Origin of the sequence: Ornithobacterium rhinotracheale DSM 15997, assembly GCF_000265465.1 — a bacterium.
In the GTDB taxonomy this organism is placed as follows: Bacteria; Bacteroidota; Bacteroidia; order Flavobacteriales; family Weeksellaceae; genus Ornithobacterium; species Ornithobacterium rhinotracheale.
On the sequence record NC_018016.1, the window covers coordinates 32,311 to 48,813 of the forward strand.

Consider the following 16,503-nt stretch of genomic DNA (forward strand, 5'->3'; position numbering starts at 1 on the left):
TTTTTCTACTTTTAGAACGGATAATTAATTCCAAATTGAATTCTTGGTTTTAAGAAATTAAAGTTTTTAAACCATCTATCGCCTTCTGGGTAGGCTGGATCGTGCAACTTATAGGCAAGATCTAAACGCGCCACCACAAAAGGAAAAACAAATCTGGCTCCAAAGCCCCCGCCTACACCTAATTGCTTGTAGAATTGATTGATTTTAAAGCTAGTTCTTTCGTTGGTATTTTTTACGCTCCAAATGTTCCCCGCATCTACAAAGGTGGCTCCGTGGAATATTCCTGATATAGGAAAACGGTATTCTGCGTTTACGGTGATTTTCATATCATCTACATAAGTTCCTTGGTCATTTGGGCGGAGTGGTGCGGGAGATAATTCGTAGGCTTTCCATGCACGCACATCGTTTGAGCCTCCTGCAAAATAAGAACGGCTGAAAGGTATGGTGTTTGAGTTTCCGTAAGGATAGGCGATTCCAAATAATCCGCGCAAGGCGATGGCTGATTTTTCGCTTACATTGAAAGTCTTGCGCACATCTAAGTCAAAACGCAAATATTCTGAATACGGAACGCCTCCTATGAGCGATGTCTTGTTCCCGAAAAAGTTGTCTTCTTTTTCAAAATTAAGGATTAAATCGGCTAATCTCAAAATTGCCCCACTCACAGCTACACGGGTGTAAATGTTCCATGGGTTTTCTTTGTCTACGCGTTTATTTTCGTTGTAGTGCCATGCCACAGAAATAGGCTGAATAAACACATCTTGTGTGATGCTTCTTTTTCTAAATACCATGTTTCTAAAATCAGTATAGTCTTGGAAATTGTATCCTTTTCCTTGAGCATTGGGCAGTGTTTCGGCAAATTTTTCGTCTTGATAAATTAGCCTTTCCAAATGAGGTTCGCTTAATTTTCCTTCGTCATATAGCTTTTGGATGTGAGGTCTGTAATGGAAAAATGCATTAAAGGTTTTTTCTCTAATTTCATTGTCTAGCGTAAATACTCTATAATATTTATCCTTTTCTGTATTTCTAATGTATTGGAAACTCAGGGGTTCTATGGTAACTTCGCTCACGCCTGGCTGGAATTTATAATCCATATAAGCGACATAGCTTCTACTGCCTAGCCCAATGTTTTTTTGTCCGCTAAGTCCTAATCCTATCGACGATTTTAAGTTATAGCTTTTAGGGAATAAATCTTCTGTGTTGAAAGGCAATAGCCATCTAGGGAATGTCATTTCTGTATTGAAGGATAATTCATAAGCATTGAAGAAATGATTTTCGTGTCCTGCTTTGTTCACGGTGCCCACAGTACCTTTTAGATTAAATTCTAAATTCTCTCCACCTCTGAAGATGTTTCGGTTAAGGAGCCTTAGCCCTGGAGAGATTCCGAAGTTTAAGAACTGAGAATACATGCCCTCAAAGGAAAGCTGCAAATCGTATTTAGGCTTGGGCTGAAGGAATATTTTAAAATTAATGAGTGAATCTTTTTCGTTTTTCTCTGGTACCATGGAGGTGAGAGAAAAGTTTTCGCGGTCAAAAATCAAAGTTCGAGTCTCGTCGATCGCCTTTTCGCTGTAAACATCTCCCTCTGTGATGGTGATGGCATCGGTAAACACGCGAGGCTTAAACTGAAATTCCTCGTTAGATTTCAATGTATAGCCTTTGTATTCTCTAATATGTTTGATATTGCTATCCGTATTATTGGTAAAAATATCAATCGTTCCCCAGCGATATTTAATGAAATTCTGGATAGAATCGCCCTTAGGTTTGGCAATGCGCATGGTAATGCCTAGTTCCTTGCTATTGGTGCTATCTACTTTAAAAATCAATTCTTCTCCAAATTCATTAAAATTAAAGTATCCATTGTTTTTAAAAATTCGGGTTAAACGATCGCGCTCTAGTTCAAAATTTCTTACATCAAATCTTTCTCCTACTTTCACCGCAGATTTGTCCTCATTTTCTTTGTACAAATCCTCCATATCGGTATTGGTAATTACTTGATTGTAGTCTTTGATAAAAGAAGGTTCATTTAGTTTAATATTATAAGTTACACGCGCTTTTTGTGCTGCTGTATCGATTTTGAAAGTGGGATCTACCTCTGCTTCAAAATAGCCTCTTTCAAAAAACATTTGTTTCAAATTGCGGGCAGAGGAGTAGCTAGAAGTGGTGTCTAGAATCACGGGTTCTGCCCCCCAGTTGTAAAACTGACGGTATAAAAAATTATTTTTCCCCACATATTCCTTTAGTCCAAATTTGATGTAAAGGCTATCTAGCAATTTCTGATTTCGCTCCTTTCTGCTGTAAGAATAATACGCCTCAAAAGTGGAATCGAATTTAGCAGGCACCAAGTTGTACATCCAGTCTTGGAGCGGTAAAATCCCCAGCATTCTAGCATTTGGTTTTTGCGAAACATAGTCTTCCAAATCACTTTTAAAAGCTTTTTTTCCTTCAAATTTAAAAGAGTTGGAACGCAAATAATATTCATTTTTGTTTAATTTTTTGGTCAAGCTACACGACTGAATAGTTAAGAGAATTCCGCCAAATAACAATAAAATTAATATCTTTGAATATCTAAAAATCATAACAAGTGTTTATTCTTTTAAAAATACAAATATATGGTATCTAAATCTACAATAAAACTTATTAAAAGTTTACAGCAAAAAAAATATCGAAATAAGCACCAATTATTTGTGGTAGAAGGAATAAAATCGGTGCAGGAATTTCTAAAAAGTAGATTTAAGCTAAATGCAATTTATTGTTTAGAAGAATTAAAAAATGATTTTAAAAATGCCGAAATAGTATCAGAAAAGGAATTATCTCAAATTTCTGCTCTTAAAAATCCACAAAAAGTTCTAGCTGTTTTTGCTTGTGAAAAAAATGATTTGCCTGTGGATTTAGATGAGCTAATTTTAGCTTTAGATAATGTACAAGATCCAGGTAATTTGGGCACGATTTTGCGTCTTGCCGATTGGTTTGGCATCAAAAACATTGTTTGCAACAGCGATACAGTGGATTGCTACAACCCCAAAACCATTCAAGCAAGTATGGGGTCGCTCAGCCGTGTGCGTGTTTTTTATACAGATTTAAAGGAATTTTTAGCCCAACAAAAAAATCCGATTTATGGCACTTTTATGAATGGTGAGAATATTTACAACCAAAATTTAGCCCCAAAAGGAATCATCGTTTTAGGTAACGAGGGGAAAGGCATTTCGCCTGAAATCGAAAAACTTTGCACCCAGAGAATCAGCATTCCGCAAGTGGGAAATTCCACTGAAAGTCTAAATGTTGCCATGGCAGCATCGATTGTGATTAATGAATTTTGCCGTCCACAATTGGTAGGAAAATAAAGCGAAACAAAACAAAAATCAGCGTTTTTAAATATCATTTCTTTAAATTAAAATTTGTATCTTTAGTTTTTGAAAACAAAATTATTTTAAGAAATGAAAAAATATCTTCTTCCATTGGCTGCCTTTGGAGTGTTGACATTTAGTGCCTGTACGACTTCCAAAAATGCCGAAACTAGCAATGCAAAAAATAAATCTAAAAAACCGAATATTATTGTTTTTTTGGTAGATGACATGGGGTGGCAAGACACCTCGCTACCATTTTGGAAACAGCAAACACCGCTGAATCGTCGTTACCACACCCCTAATATGGAACGCCTTGCCAAGGAAGGAATGATGTTTACCAACGCTTATGCATGTGCTGTGAGCACGCCCTCTCGCGTGAGCCTTCTGAGCGGAATGAACGCAGCTCGCCACCGAGTGACCAATTGGACAATGTATAAGGATAATATCTCTAATCGCCGCAGTAATAATAATTTAAAAGAGCCCGTTTGGAACATGAACGGAATGATTATGAGCGACACGCTCCGTCATGCAGTGCATGTGCCACAAACTTTGCCTAAAGTATTGCACGACAATGGCTACAAAACCATTCATGTAGGGAAAGCACATTTTGCTGCATACAGCACGCCTGGTGCCGATCCTCGAAATCTAGGCTATGATGTAAATGTGGCAGGACATGGTGCAGGACAGCCCGCAAGTTACTATGGAGAGGATTGCTATGCAGATCAAGGCAAAAACCGATTTGTGTATAATGTGCCAGATTTAGAACCTTATTACTACACCGATACTTTCTTGACTGATGCTTTGACTCTCGAAGCTGAAAAAGAAATGAAAAAAGCGGTGGCAGAAAACAAGCCATTTTTCTTGAATTTATCTCAATATGCGGTGCACACACCAATTATGCCAGACAAGAGATTCTTGGCTAAATACAAAGCACAAGGACTTGATGATACCGAGGCAGCCTATGCCACTTTGCTAGAAGGTATGGACAAAGGGCTTGGCGACATCATGGATTTCCTTGAAAAAAATAATTTGGCAGATAACACTATTATCATGTTTATGTCAGACAATGGTGGGCTTACCAGCTACACCCGCACGGGCGGAAAAGGAACACACAATTTGCCATTGCGTAGCGGCAAAGGTTCTATTTACGAGGGAGGCGTGCGTGAGCCTATGATTGTGAAATGGCCTGGCGTGGTGAAACCAAACACCAAAACCGACCAAAATATCATTATCGAAGATTTTTATCCTACCATTTTAGAAATGGCGGGTGCCAAACCAAAAGGAAAATCGCAAGTGATTGATGGAGTGAGTTTTGTTTCAACGCTAAAAGGTGCCAAAACCGATAACGAAAAACGACCAATCATCTGGAATTATCCAAACGATTGGGGCGTTGTAGATGCAGGAACCAATTTCTTTACAGGGATTAAATTAGGAGATTACAAATTCATTTATTTCTACGATAATCGCCCTGCGGAGTTGTACAACATCAAAGAAGACATTGGCGAAAAGCACAACATCATCAAGGAAAAACCTGAAATCGCTAAAAAACTGGCAAAACAATTGTCTGATGCATTAAAAGAAATGAACGCCCAACGCCCATCTAAACCCGATGGAACGCTCATTCCTTATCCTGATGAAGTAATTAAATAAAATCATAATTTAAAGGATTTTCAACTTGTTTCGGTGCGTGCAAAACATCGAGGCAAGTTGATTCATTTCTCAAAAAAAAATGCTTAAAATATCATTTTTTTAGTTTTTTTTAAATATTATTAAAAACCGATTTTTTTCAGTTTAAACAAAGTAATAAAATCAATATGCAAAGTCGTAGAACATTTATAAAGAATACCATGATTGGTGCTGCGGGATTAGCTTTGATGCCAAATTTCGTTTGGGCAAAAGGCTACCCAACCAAACGCCCACCTTTAAGCCAAAGAAAATTCACTTCGCCTGCTGTGGAACAATTAATCAAGCAAATTAAATCGCAAATCAAAGACGAAAAATTGGCTTGGATGTTTGAGAATTGTTTTCCCAATACGCTGGATACTACCGTTTCTGTAGGCACGCTCAAGGGCAAGCCCGATACTTTTGTAGTAACGGGAGACATCGAGGCGATGTGGCTCAGGGATTCGGCAGCACAGGTGTATCCTTATTTAAGTTTAGTGAAAAAAGACCCAAAACTTAAAAAATTAATCCAAGGTGTGATTCATCGCCAGACCGATTGTATTTTAATCGATCCGTATGCCAATGGGTTTAATAAAACTGCCCTTGCCGACAAAGATAACCGCTGGGCGCAAGACACGGGCATGAAACCTGAAATCCACGAAAGAAAATGGGAAATAGATTCTTTGTGCTACCCGATTCGCTTGGTATATAATTATTGGAAACAAACGGGCGACACCAGCGTGTTTGACAAAGATTGGCACCAAGCGGCAAAATTAATCATCAAGACTTTTAAAGAACAGCAACGCAAAGAAGATGGAAAAGGACCTTATAGCTTTTTGCGCGTTACCGATCGCCAGCTAGATACGGTATCCAATGTAGGTTTTGGTCGCCCATTGAAGCCTGTTGGTTTAATTAATTCAACTTTCCGTCCGTCGGACGATAATACTACTTTTGGATTTTTAATTCCGTCTAATCTATTTGCTGTAAAATCTTTACGACAAATGGCGGAAATTTTAACTAAAGTGGTGCACGATAATGCAACCGCCCAAGAAGCTAAAGATTTAGCCAACGAGGTGGAAAAAGCCATTCAGCAATATGGTATTGTAAATCACCCAAAATACGGAAAAGTTTATGCCTATGAAGTAGATGGTTTTGGAAACCATACCTACATGGACGACCCGAATGTGCCAAGCCTTTTGGCATTGCCTTATTTAGACTTGGTGAGTAAAGATGATCCTATCTACAAAAACACCCGAAAACTGGTCTGGAGCACCGATAATCCATACTTTTTTGTAGGAAAGGCGGCGCAAGGCATTGGCAGTCCGCATATTGGTACTTATGACATGATTTGGCCAATGAGTTTAATTATGAAAGGAATGACAACCGATGACCCCAACGAAATGTTTGAATGCCTAGAAGTGCTGAAAAACACCGATGCCAATACGGGCTTTATCCATGAAACTTTTAACAAAGACAATCCAGAAAAATTCACGCGAGAGTGGTTTGCGTGGGCAAATACGCTTTTTGGAGAATTGGTGATTAAGTGGGTACAAGCAAAAAAATGATATATTTGCAAAAATTAAAAATTAAATAGAATGAGCGAAGCAGTAATTTGCCCAAAATGTAATTCGGAGTACACTTACGAGAACGGAGATTTAATGGCGTGTACACAGTGTTTTTATGAATGGAATCCAGAAGAAGAAGCTAAGAAAAATCAAATTTTGGATGCCAATGGAAATCCTCTGGAAAACGGAGATGCCGTGGTGGTGGTAAAGGATTTGCCTGTAAAAGGTGCGGCTAAACCGATAAAAGCTGGAACTAAAGTAAAAAATATAAGACTTAATCCAGATAGCGACCACAATATCGATTGCAAAATCGACGGATTCGGTGCCATAGCATTGAAATCAGAATTCGTGAAAAAAGCTTAATTTTTAGGATTAAAGATTTTAGCTAAAAAAGTTGAAATAAATAAAAAAGGAAGAATTAAAAAATTCTTCCTTTTTTTGTTGGTTTTGTTTTTAATTTTAGAAATTAAAAAGCGGACGATTGTGCATTAAATCGTGTACTTCTTTTGCCGTATTTTGCAAAGTTTTTTCGTCATCAGGATTTTGAATCACGCGATCGATCAATTCCGCGATGGTTTCCATGTCGTTTTCTACCAAACCACGAGTGGTGATTGCTGGAGTTCCCAAACGAATTCCCGATGTAATGAATGGCGATTGCGTGTCAAAAGGCACCATATTCTTGTTACAAGTAATGTGAGCTTGCACCAGTGCATTTTCCGCTTTTTTACCTGTGATGTCCTTGTTGCGCAAATCAATCAACATACAGTGATTTTCAGTTCCACCCGAAACGATTTGGTAATCTCTGTCCATAAGAGCTTTAGCCAAAGCTTGGCTGTTTTTGATGATTTGCTTTCCGTATTGTTCAAAATTTGGTGTAAGTGCTTCGCCAAAAGCAACTGCTTTTGCAGCAATACAATGCTCTAGTGGTCCTCCTTGCGTGCCTGGGAAAACAGCCATATTCAGCAATTCAGACATCATGCGAGTTTTGCCTTTCAAAGTCTTGCCAAACGGGTTTTCAAAATCTTCTCCCATCATGATGATTCCCCCACGAGGTCCGCGAAGTGTTTTGTGCGTAGTTGAGGTTACGATATGGCAATGAGGCATCGGGTTGTTAAGCAAACCTTTGGCAATCAATCCTGCAGGGTGCGCAATATCTGCCATTAAAATTGCCCCCACTTCATCAGCCACTTCTCTGAATTTAGCATAATCAATATCGCGAGAGTAGGCAGAGGCACCGCAAATGATTAAATTTGGTTTTTCACGGCGAGCCGTTTCAGCCATTTGTTCGTAATCGATAAGCCCAGTTTCTTTGTTGAGTCCGTAAGAGCAAACTTCAAAACGGATTCCAGAGAAATTCACAGGCGAGCCATGTGTAAGGTGCCCGCCATGAGCCAAGTCAAGCCCCATGATTTTGTCTCCGTTGTTCAAGCAAGCTAGATACACCGCAGCATTGGCTTGCGAACCAGAGTGTGGCTGAACATTGGCATACGCAGCACCAAAAAGCTCTTTAAGTCTATCGATGGCAAGCGTTTCGATTTTGTCTACCACCTCGCAGCCGCCATAGTAGCGTTTTCCAGGATAGCCTTCGGCGTATTTGTTGGTAAGCACAGAGCCGAGTGCCTTTAGCACTTCATCACTTACAAAGTTTTCTGAGGCAATAAGCTCAATACCATTAATTTGTCGTTGTTTTTCATCTTCGATGAGCGAGAAAATTGTGTCCATTCTTGTTTTGTGAATTAAGTTTCAATTTTAAGTGCGTAAATATATGAAAGCTTTTGAAATTTTAAATATCAGTATTGAAAATTTAGTGAGAAATGTGAAAAAAATGTTTTTATTTATAAATGAAAAGTCAAATTTCAAATTTGGTTAAAGCCCAATAGCTTTAATTATGATTGAAAGATTTAATCTAAAACTAAAAAATCTCTCCAAAAAATATTTAATAATACGGATTAAAATTTTACTTTTGAGCTTTAATAGTAAAATACAAAATAAATGAGAATTTTCGCAGGAGTAGAAGAAGAATATGGCAAATACGAAACCGCCAAAGCAGTGCTAATTCCCGTTCCATACGACGGGACAAGTACATGGATTAAGGGAGCAGACAAAGGACCAGATGCCTTTTTAGATGCTGCCGATAACATGGAGATTTACGACATCGAAACCAAATCAGAACCCTACAAAAATGGAATTTTCCTAGACGAGCCCGTGACTGAAGACGCTTCGCCAGAAGCCATGACCGATGCGGTGCACGCTCGAGTTAAGAAATATTTGGACGATGATAAATTCGTAACACTTTTTGGTGGAGAGCATTCTATCTCGATAGGGAGTATTCGTGCTTTTGGAGAAAAATATGGCAAAATCACGGTTTTGCAATTAGATGCCCACACCGATTTAAGACCAGAATACCACGGTAGCAAATGCAATCATGCTTGTGCTGTTTTTGAGGCAAACGAAAAGCATCATCTTGTGCAAGTGGGAATCAGAAGTATGGACACAAGCGAAGTGCAGTATTTAAAAGAAGAAAATGTATTCTTTGCGCACCAAATCGCTGAAAATCCAAATTGGATCGAAGATGTGTTCAATCGTTTGGGCGATAATCCTGTGTACATTACCATTGATTTAGACGGGTTTGATCCTTCGATTTGCCCATCTACAGGAACGCCAGAGCCAGGTGGATTGCCATGGTATCCAACTTTGAAATTATTGAAAAAAGTAATTCAGCAAAAAAATGTCGTAGGTTTTGATATTGTGGAACTTGCTCCAAACGAAAACGAGAAATCTTCTGATTTCTTAGCGGCTAAATTATATTATAAAATGTTGGCTTATCAATTCACAAAATAAGCAAGTGTGAGAAAAAAAATTCTTCTTTGTTTATTGGGATTAAATTTTGTAGCAACTCAGGCTCAGAACGGTAGCATTAGTCTAGCAGAAAAATACCTACGCGGAGAAAATAATCATTTTCGTGATTTTTGGGATGTTAAATATTACGACCTTCAGCTAGAAACCCATGCCGAAAGCAAGAGCATAAAAGGAGAAGTCGTTATTGATTTAAGTCTTGATAAACAAGGAAGATTTTTACAAATAGATTTGCAAAAACCTATGCAAATCACTCAAGTAGAACAGCTTTTAGCCTTTAATAAAGTAAAAAAAATTCCGCTACATTCTATTTTAAATAAAGGCGACCACTACTTTATTCCTACTAAAAAATTAAAGCAAGAAAAAAACATCAAATTGCGTTTTTCGTTTCAAGGAAAACCCAAAATTGCTTTGCAAGCACCGTGGGATGGTGGGTGGATTTTTACTAAAGATTTAGAAAATCGAAATTGGCTTTCGGTGGCGGTGCAACACCAAGGGGCGAGCTTGTGGTTCCCGTGCAAGGACTATCAAGGCGATGAGCCAGACCGAGGGGCAATGATCCGTGTGAAAACCGAGAACAATCAAGTGGCGGTAGCCAATGGAAATTTAATTTCAAAAGAAAATGGTGTGTACACTTGGCAGGTTAAAAATCCGATTAATACTTATAATATTACGCCAAATATTGGGAGTTATGTTCATTTTTCGGACACTTATCATGGCGAAAATGGAAAGCTTAAATTAAATTATTGGGTGCTTGATTATAATGTAGAAAAAGCTAAAAAACAATTTAAACAAGTGCCGATGATGCTTAAAGCTTTTGAGCATTGGTTTGGGGCGTATCCGTTTTACGAAGATTCCTATAAATTGGTCGAAACGCCGTTTTTAGGCATGGAGCACCAGAGCAATATAGCCTACGGAAACGATTACCAAAATGGCTATAGAGGCATGGATCGCTCGGGGAGTGGTTATGGCAATTTGTTTGATTTTATCATTATTCACGAGTCTGGGCACGAGTGGTTTGGCAACAATATTACCACCGAGCAAATCGCTGATATGTGGGTGCACGAGGCGTTTACCACTTATTCCGAAGCCCTTTTTGTGGAGTATTATTATGGCAAAGAGGCGGCGCAAAAATATTTGCAAGGCTATCAGCGACAGATTTTAAACGATCGCCCGATGCAAGGCGTGCACGATGAGCATCAAGAGGGGAGTGTGGATATGTATAATAAAGGAGCGTGCATGATTCAGACATTGCGCGAATGGATGAATGATGATGCCGCATTTTTGGCATTGATGCGTGGCTTGAACAAAGATTTTCGTCATAAAATCGTAACGGGCGCACAGATTGAACGCTACATAGAGGATAAAACAAAATTAGATTTAAAAGCATTTTTTAATCAATACCTGCGAACCACACAAATTCCCATTTTAGCCATCAAGAAAGAAAAAAATCAATATTTCTATCGTTGGGAAAATTGTGTCGATGGATTTGCAATGCCCGTTCAGTTGAAAAACAAAGACTGGATTCAGCCGACGCAAGAATGGAAAGTTTTGCCCCAAAAAGATGTTAATGTTTTGCCCAACAAAAACCTTTTGATTCAATTTAAAAATTATAATTTATGAGGTTTTTAATCATTATTCCAGCACACAACGAAGCGGCACACATTGCAGATTGCTTGGAGTCGCTTGCACGACAAACTTATCAAAACTTTGAGTGCGTGGTGGTGAACGATGGCTCAACAGATGATACTGAAAATCAAATTTTAAACATAATTAAAGACCGAGAAAAGTTTTCATTATTAAACCTTAAAACCTCGCAGCATGCACCAGGTGCAAAGGTCGTTCGGGCGTTTGAGGCAGGATTGAAAACCAATCAAATTCAGGATTTTGAGATAATTTGTAAGTTTGATGCAGACATTATATTTCCGCCCAATTATTTGCAAACGCTGCATGAGGCATATCAAGGAAATCCGCATTTGGGCATGGCGGCAGGCATTGTAAAAATTGCCAAAAACGATTTTTCTGATGAAGATATTTTGGACTTTAGCAATGAAAAGCAACATTGGACTTTTGAAAACATTTCATCTAAACAACACATTCGTGGCCCAATAAAATCCTATCGCAAAGAATGTTTTTTAGCCATGAATGGACTAAAACCCGTTCTAGGCTGGGACAATATCGATGTGCTTTTGGCGTATAAAAATCAATGGCAAACTCAGACATTTCCCGATGTTTGGGTAAAACATTTGCGTCCAACGATGTACAAATACCAAGCGCAAAAAGCGGAAAAATTAGGCATTTACTTTTATAATTTAGGATTAAATTTGCCTTTGGCTATGCTTTCTTCGGCTAAATCTGCCTTAAAAAATCGTTCGCTTAAAGAATTTATAATCAGTACAAAAACATTTTTAAAACAAAAGCACGATCGGGCATTGAACGCAGAGGAAATTGCCTACATTAGGCACGAAAGATGGCATGGAATTTTGGGCAAAATTCCCATCGTTTCAACATTAATTAAAAAATCATGAAAACCGCACCCAAAGTTTGCTGTATCATCGTTACCTACAACGCCGAACGCTGGATTGTAGATTGCCTTTCGACTTTGCGAGAGCCCAATCTTGATATGGCTATTTTGTTGATAGATAATGGCTCAACCGATGATACGCTAGAAATCGTCCGCACGCAATTTCCGCAAGTGCAAATCATAGAAACGGGCGAAAATTTAGGTTTTGCCCGAGCCAATAATTTAGGTCATGAGCATGCTAAAAAACTCGGTGCAGATTATCTTTATTTGTTAAACCAAGATACCAAAAGTTATCCAAATACGGTTTTCAATTTGGTGCAAATGGCAGAAAAATATCCCGAATTTGCTATTTTAAGCCCTATGCACCTTAACGAAAAAGGCGATGCGTTTGATTCTAAATTTGAGGCGTATATCGATGCCAAAAAATGCCCTAATTACATTTCTGATGCGAGTTTGGGGACTCTGAAAGAGATTTATACCATAGATTTTGTAAACGCTGCGGCGTGGCTCGTTGCTGTTTCGGCATTGGAAAAAACACACGGATTGTTTTCTGAGGTGTTTTATCATTATGGCGAGGATCGAAATTTTGTGCAGCGTGTGCAATATTTTGGGTTAAAAGTAGGCATTGTGCCAAGCTTAAAAATCCATCATTGTCGAGATGAACGCAGCGGTGCTTTTTCGCCTGCTTTTGAAAGAAAGAAACTAAAAATCAAATCTTTGGTTTTAATGCATAACATCAATCAATCGTATGGGCAATGCACATTTCAAGTCTGGAAAGAAGCGTTAATGCAATGGGTGAAATTAAACATTTGGCAAGGTTTAAAATTGTTTTTTTATCCTATTTTTTCGGCATCCAAAATTCTTTCAGCCCGTAAGGAAATGAAGTGAATTTTCCATTAAGACAAAAAATCCATAACTTTACATTTTAAATAAGAATAAAAGCAATGGATTTACAAGACCAGCTAAAAAAACTTTTTCCAGATCATGTAGCCGACGAAACGCCACAGGAAAACACATCAAACGAGGAAGATCTCTGGATTCCTGATGAAACGGTTTCTTGCCATTTTGAAAAACGAAACGGCAAGCCGCACACTATCATCAAAGGTTATACGGGGCATGCGCAAGACTTTAAGCAATTGGCTAAAGATTTGAAAAAAATGCTTGGTGTAGGAGGTAGCGTGAAAAACGAGGAAATCATAATTCAAGGTGATTATCGCGACCAAATTATGGCGTATCTTAAAGACTTAGGAATGAAAGTGAAACGAGTAGGTGGCTAAAAATAATTGAATAAAAATTCCTATTTTCGCATAAATTTTAGTACATTCACGACCTAAATAATGTTATATTATGGATTATTTACCCTTTGAGGAACCTATAAAAGACCTGCAAGAACAGTATGTAAAATGTGCGCTTGTAGGCGAACAGAGTGGTGTAGATGTAAAAGAATCTTGCCGACAAATTCAAGATAAAATCAATGCTAAAAAGAAAGAAATCTACGGAAATCTCACTTCTTGGCAAAAGGTGCAATTGTCTAGACACCCAAACCGTCCGTATAGTTTGGATTTAATTTATGGCATTACCGATGATAATTTCATAGAATTGCACGGCGACAGAAGTTTTGCCGATGACAAAGCCATGGTGGGCGGATTTGGAAAAGTGGACGGGCAAACTGTGATGTTCATAGGGCAACAAAAAGGTAAAAACACCAAGGAACGCCAATATCGCCGTTTTGGAATGTCTAATCCAGATGGGTATCGCAAGGCATTGCGTTTGATGAGATTAGCAGAAAAATTCAACAAGCCGATTGTTACTTTCATTGATACTCCAGGAGCTTACCCAGGTTTGGAGGCAGAGGAGAGAGGGCAAGGGCAAGCCATTGCACTTAACATTTATGAAATGTTTAGAATCAAAGTTCCAATTATTTGTATCGTGATTGGCGAAGGGGCTAGTGGTGGCGCGCTTGGAATTGGCGTAGGAAATAAAGTTTTTATGCTTGAAAACACTTGGTATTCAGTAATTTCTCCAGAATCTTGTTCTTCAATCTTATGGAGAAGCTGGGATTATAAAGAAACCGCTGCCGAGGCTTTGAAACTTACGGCTCAAGATATGCTTGAACAAAAATTAATCGACGGTATCATCAAAGAACCACTTGGTGGTGCACATTACGATTACTATGAAACTTATGCTTTAATCAAAAAACAAATTTTGACTTCGTTGAAAGAATTATCTAAATATTCGGGCGAAGAATTGAGCAAAATGCGACAAGAGAAATTTTTGGCAATGGGCGTTTATCGTAGCTAAAAACAGATTTTCAAACAATTTGTTGATAATCGAAGAATAACTTTGTTAATAAAAATAACGAATACTTAGCACCTTTATCAAGGTGCTTTTTTTACTTTTGCAGTTACAATGGCAGAACAAAATTTAAATATAGCAAGCAGACCGAAAACTACTAAAAAATTTAATTCAAATGAATTGGGTGCCGCCAAAAAACCGCCCCAAGCCGTAGAATTAGAAGAAGCTGTGCTCGGTGCGATGATGATTAGCAAAAAAGGGCTCAATGAGAGTATCGAGATCTTGGAAGAAGAGTTCTTTTATCGTCCGCAGCATCAGCATATTTTTGCTGCAATTTTCACTTTGTTTAATAATGCAGAGCCAATTGATATTTTCACCGTTTCGGAACAATTAAAGAAAGACGGAAAATTTGATAGTGTAGGAGGTGATTTGTATTTAATTTCATTGACCGAAAAAATTACATCTTCCGCACACATAGAACACCATGCGCGTATTATTCAAGAAAAATATGTTCAGCGCAAATTGATTGAAATTTCTTCGCAAATCATAGAAAACGCTTATGATGACACCGCAGATATTTTCAAACTTTTAGACCAAACAGAAACTGAGATTTTTAAAGTTACCGAAGGGGTTTTAAACTCAGAATATAAAGATGCTAAATCGCTCGTAATGGAGGCGGTGGCACAAATTGAGAAGAGAAAAGGTCAGCAAGGGCTGAGTGGTGTGCCAACGGGCTTTAGAGAAGTAGATGAATTAACCTCGGGGCTAAACCCTTCAGATTTAATTATCTTGGCAGCTCGTCCAGGTATGGGAAAAACTGCATTTGTGCTTTCCATGGCGCGAAACATGGCGGTGCAACATAAAGTGCCCGTGGCAGTATTCTCTTTAGAGATGCCTAGTGTTCAGTTGATTACGCGTTTGATTGTTGGCGAAACGGGGCTGGATAATGATAAGATAAAAAAAGGAACTTTGTCTGCCGACGAGTGGAATCACCTATATGCTAAAGTAAAAACTTTAGAAAATGCACCTCTGTTTATTGATGATACACCAGGTTTAAATATTTTTGATTTAAGAGCTAAATGCCGCCGATTAGTTGCACAACATGATGTAAAAGTTGTGATTATCGACTACTTGCAGTTGATGACGAGCAAAAACAGCACAGGCGGAAACCGTGAACAAGAGATTTCGACCATTTCGCGTGGTTTAAAGGCAATTGCCAAGGAATTAAATGTTCCCGTAATTGCACTTTCTCAGCTTTCCCGTGAGGTAGAAAAACGTCCGAACAAGCGTCCTCAACTTTCGGATTTGCGTGAATCGGGAGCGATTGAGCAAGATGCCGATATCGTGTCATTTATCTATCGTCCAGAATATTACAAAATCGATACTTGGGACGACGAAGAGCAAACACCTTGTGCGGGGCAAGCGGAATTTATCGTAGCAAAACACCGTAATGGTGGTTTAAAGAATATTCGTTTGAAGTTTGTGGCACATCAAGCTAAATTCGAGGATTTAGTAGAAGATTCGTTCTCGGTGCCTATGGTATTTGAAAGTAAAATGAATTCGCCAGAAAGTCAAATGCCAGAGCTTCCTGTGAGCGATCCGAAGGATTCGTTTGGGCTAGATGATAATTATGATACGCCACCATCAAGTGATGGAGCCGATGGCTTTTCCCAAGGTCCAGATTACGATACAACTAATTTGCCTTTTTAAATTAATTTATTATGAATACAAAATCGCAAAGAATTGTGTTCTTTGCGATTTTCTTATACTAGAAACTTTGTTCAAATGAGAAACAATTAAAGGCTTTATTGTTGTTCGTCTAATGGTTTAGGTAGTAATTGGACTGTCTTTGAGGGAGATAGGATAGAAGATAGAATAATTGTCTATTGCACAGGATATAGCTTAGGCTCTTGCAAAGGGGGAATATATGTTGTGCCAACTTTTGAAAATCATTATGATGAAAAAGGGAATTACGCTGAATATGTTGAATCTGTAAAATCTAATAATGATTGGATAATTGCCAAAACAATACGAATAAAAGATAATAAAGAAAACTACTGGATAATCAGAAAAGATTTCTCCTTAGAAAATGTTGATTGTAATAAAATAAATTGCGACAGCATTATTCAATCCCATGTTATCGGCTCATTAGATTATCGTGAATTTTTAATGAAGGCAAAAGAATTAGGGATTAGTTTAAAGTTAGAATAATAAAATCCCTAAATCTAAATTAAGATATTTAATAAAAAACAAAACC

At 38.2% G+C, this 16,503-nt stretch carries 14 protein-coding genes; 12 read left to right on the forward strand and 2 right to left on the reverse strand.

Annotated elements, in window-relative coordinates; all coding sequences use genetic code 11:
• Positions 1–11: 11 nt before the first annotated feature.
• Positions 12–2,576: a translocation and assembly module lipoprotein TamL gene (tamL, locus tag ORNRH_RS00150; protein ID WP_014789892.1), complete on the reverse strand. Its 2,565-nt coding sequence runs from the start codon at positions 2,574–2,576 to the stop codon at positions 12–14.
• 33 nt (positions 2,577–2,609) lie between these two features.
• Here tamL and ORNRH_RS00155 point away from each other — a divergent pair, with 33 nt between their 5' ends.
• The 4 genes from ORNRH_RS00155 to ORNRH_RS00170 all read left to right on the forward strand — a co-directional run bounded on the left by ORNRH_RS00155 (position 2,610) and on the right by ORNRH_RS00170 (position 6,934).
• Positions 2,610–3,341, forward strand: coding sequence for a TrmH family RNA methyltransferase (locus ORNRH_RS00155; RefSeq protein ID WP_014789893.1), 732 nt, complete (start codon positions 2,610–2,612; stop codon positions 3,339–3,341).
• Positions 3,342–3,434: 93 nt separating this feature from the next.
• Positions 3,435–4,994, forward strand: a complete 1,560-nt coding sequence (locus ORNRH_RS00160; protein WP_014789894.1) for a sulfatase — start codon at positions 3,435–3,437, stop codon at positions 4,992–4,994.
• Positions 4,995–5,158: 164 nt separating this feature from the next.
• Positions 5,159–6,571 carry a glycoside hydrolase family 125 protein gene (locus tag ORNRH_RS00165; protein WP_014789895.1) on the forward strand — a complete coding sequence of 471 codons (1,413 nt, stop codon included), beginning with the start codon at positions 5,159–5,161 and terminating at the stop codon, positions 6,569–6,571.
• Positions 6,572–6,601: 30 nt separating this feature from the next.
• Positions 6,602–6,934: a zinc ribbon domain-containing protein YjdM gene (locus tag ORNRH_RS00170; RefSeq protein ID WP_014789896.1), complete on the forward strand. Its 333-nt coding sequence runs from the start codon at positions 6,602–6,604 to the stop codon at positions 6,932–6,934.
• 96 nt (positions 6,935–7,030) lie between these two features.
• Here ORNRH_RS00170 and glyA read toward each other — a convergent pair whose 3' ends face one another.
• Entirely contained in the window at positions 7,031–8,293 is a 1,263-nt protein-coding gene (glyA, locus tag ORNRH_RS00175) for a serine hydroxymethyltransferase (protein ID WP_014789897.1), read from the reverse strand.
• Positions 8,294–8,563: 270 nt separating this feature from the next.
• Between glyA and speB the strand changes: the two genes are divergently transcribed.
• The 8 genes from speB to ORNRH_RS00215 all read left to right on the forward strand — a co-directional run bounded on the left by speB (position 8,564) and on the right by ORNRH_RS00215 (position 16,457).
• On the forward strand, positions 8,564–9,412 hold the full coding sequence (gene speB / locus ORNRH_RS00180; protein WP_014789899.1) for an agmatinase: 849 nt from the start codon (positions 8,564–8,566) through the stop codon (positions 9,410–9,412).
• Positions 9,413–9,418: 6 nt separating this feature from the next.
• Entirely contained in the window at positions 9,419–11,050 is a 1,632-nt protein-coding gene (locus tag ORNRH_RS00185; RefSeq protein WP_014789900.1) for a M1 family metallopeptidase, read from the forward strand.
• Positions 11,047–11,955, forward strand: a complete 909-nt coding sequence (locus tag ORNRH_RS00190; RefSeq protein ID WP_014789901.1) for a glycosyltransferase family 2 protein — start codon at positions 11,047–11,049, stop codon at positions 11,953–11,955. The genes ORNRH_RS00185 and ORNRH_RS00190 overlap by 4 nt, the downstream gene beginning before the upstream one ends.
• The gene (locus tag ORNRH_RS00195) at positions 11,952–12,839 is read left to right on the forward strand and encodes a glycosyltransferase family 2 protein (protein ID WP_014789902.1); all 888 of its coding nucleotides are present in this window, start codon (positions 11,952–11,954) and stop codon (positions 12,837–12,839) included. Before ORNRH_RS00190 ends, ORNRH_RS00195 begins: the two co-directional genes overlap by 4 nt.
• Positions 12,840–12,895: 56 nt before the next feature.
• A complete protein-coding gene (locus ORNRH_RS00200) occupies positions 12,896–13,228 on the forward strand; it encodes a translation initiation factor (protein ID WP_014789903.1) in 333 nt (110 codons plus the stop codon).
• A 70-nt stretch (positions 13,229–13,298) separates the two neighbouring features.
• Positions 13,299–14,252: an acetyl-CoA carboxylase carboxyltransferase subunit alpha gene (locus tag ORNRH_RS00205; protein WP_014789904.1), complete on the forward strand. Its 954-nt coding sequence runs from the start codon at positions 13,299–13,301 to the stop codon at positions 14,250–14,252.
• A gap of 108 nt (positions 14,253–14,360) precedes the next feature.
• On the forward strand, positions 14,361–15,956 hold the full coding sequence (gene dnaB / locus ORNRH_RS00210) for a replicative DNA helicase (protein WP_014789905.1): 1,596 nt from the start codon (positions 14,361–14,363) through the stop codon (positions 15,954–15,956).
• 222 nt (positions 15,957–16,178) lie between these two features.
• Entirely contained in the window at positions 16,179–16,457 is a 279-nt protein-coding gene (locus tag ORNRH_RS00215; RefSeq protein WP_036600788.1) for a hypothetical protein, read from the forward strand.
• The last annotated feature ends 46 nt before the right edge of the window (positions 16,458–16,503 follow it).

Coding starts and splice junctions, on each gene's coding strand:
- tamL (WP_014789892.1), bottom strand. CDS start 2,576: ATGATTTTTAGATATTCAAAGATATTAATTTTATTGTTATTTGGCGGA.
- ORNRH_RS00155 (WP_014789893.1), top strand. CDS start 2,610: ATGGTATCTAAATCTACAATAAAACTTATTAAAAGTTTACAGCAAAAA.
- ORNRH_RS00160 (WP_014789894.1), top strand. CDS start 3,435: ATGAAAAAATATCTTCTTCCATTGGCTGCCTTTGGAGTGTTGACATTT.
- ORNRH_RS00165 (WP_014789895.1), top strand. CDS start 5,159: ATGCAAAGTCGTAGAACATTTATAAAGAATACCATGATTGGTGCTGCG.
- ORNRH_RS00170 (WP_014789896.1), top strand. CDS start 6,602: ATGAGCGAAGCAGTAATTTGCCCAAAATGTAATTCGGAGTACACTTAC.
- glyA (WP_014789897.1), bottom strand. CDS start 8,293: ATGGACACAATTTTCTCGCTCATCGAAGATGAAAAACAACGACAAATT.
- speB (WP_014789899.1), top strand. CDS start 8,564: ATGAGAATTTTCGCAGGAGTAGAAGAAGAATATGGCAAATACGAAACC.
- ORNRH_RS00190 (WP_014789901.1), top strand. CDS start 11,047: ATGAGGTTTTTAATCATTATTCCAGCACACAACGAAGCGGCACACATT.
- ORNRH_RS00195 (WP_014789902.1), top strand. CDS start 11,952: ATGAAAACCGCACCCAAAGTTTGCTGTATCATCGTTACCTACAACGCC.
- ORNRH_RS00200 (WP_014789903.1), top strand. CDS start 12,896: ATGGATTTACAAGACCAGCTAAAAAAACTTTTTCCAGATCATGTAGCC.
- ORNRH_RS00205 (WP_014789904.1), top strand. CDS start 13,299: ATGGATTATTTACCCTTTGAGGAACCTATAAAAGACCTGCAAGAACAG.
- dnaB (WP_014789905.1), top strand. CDS start 14,361: ATGGCAGAACAAAATTTAAATATAGCAAGCAGACCGAAAACTACTAAA.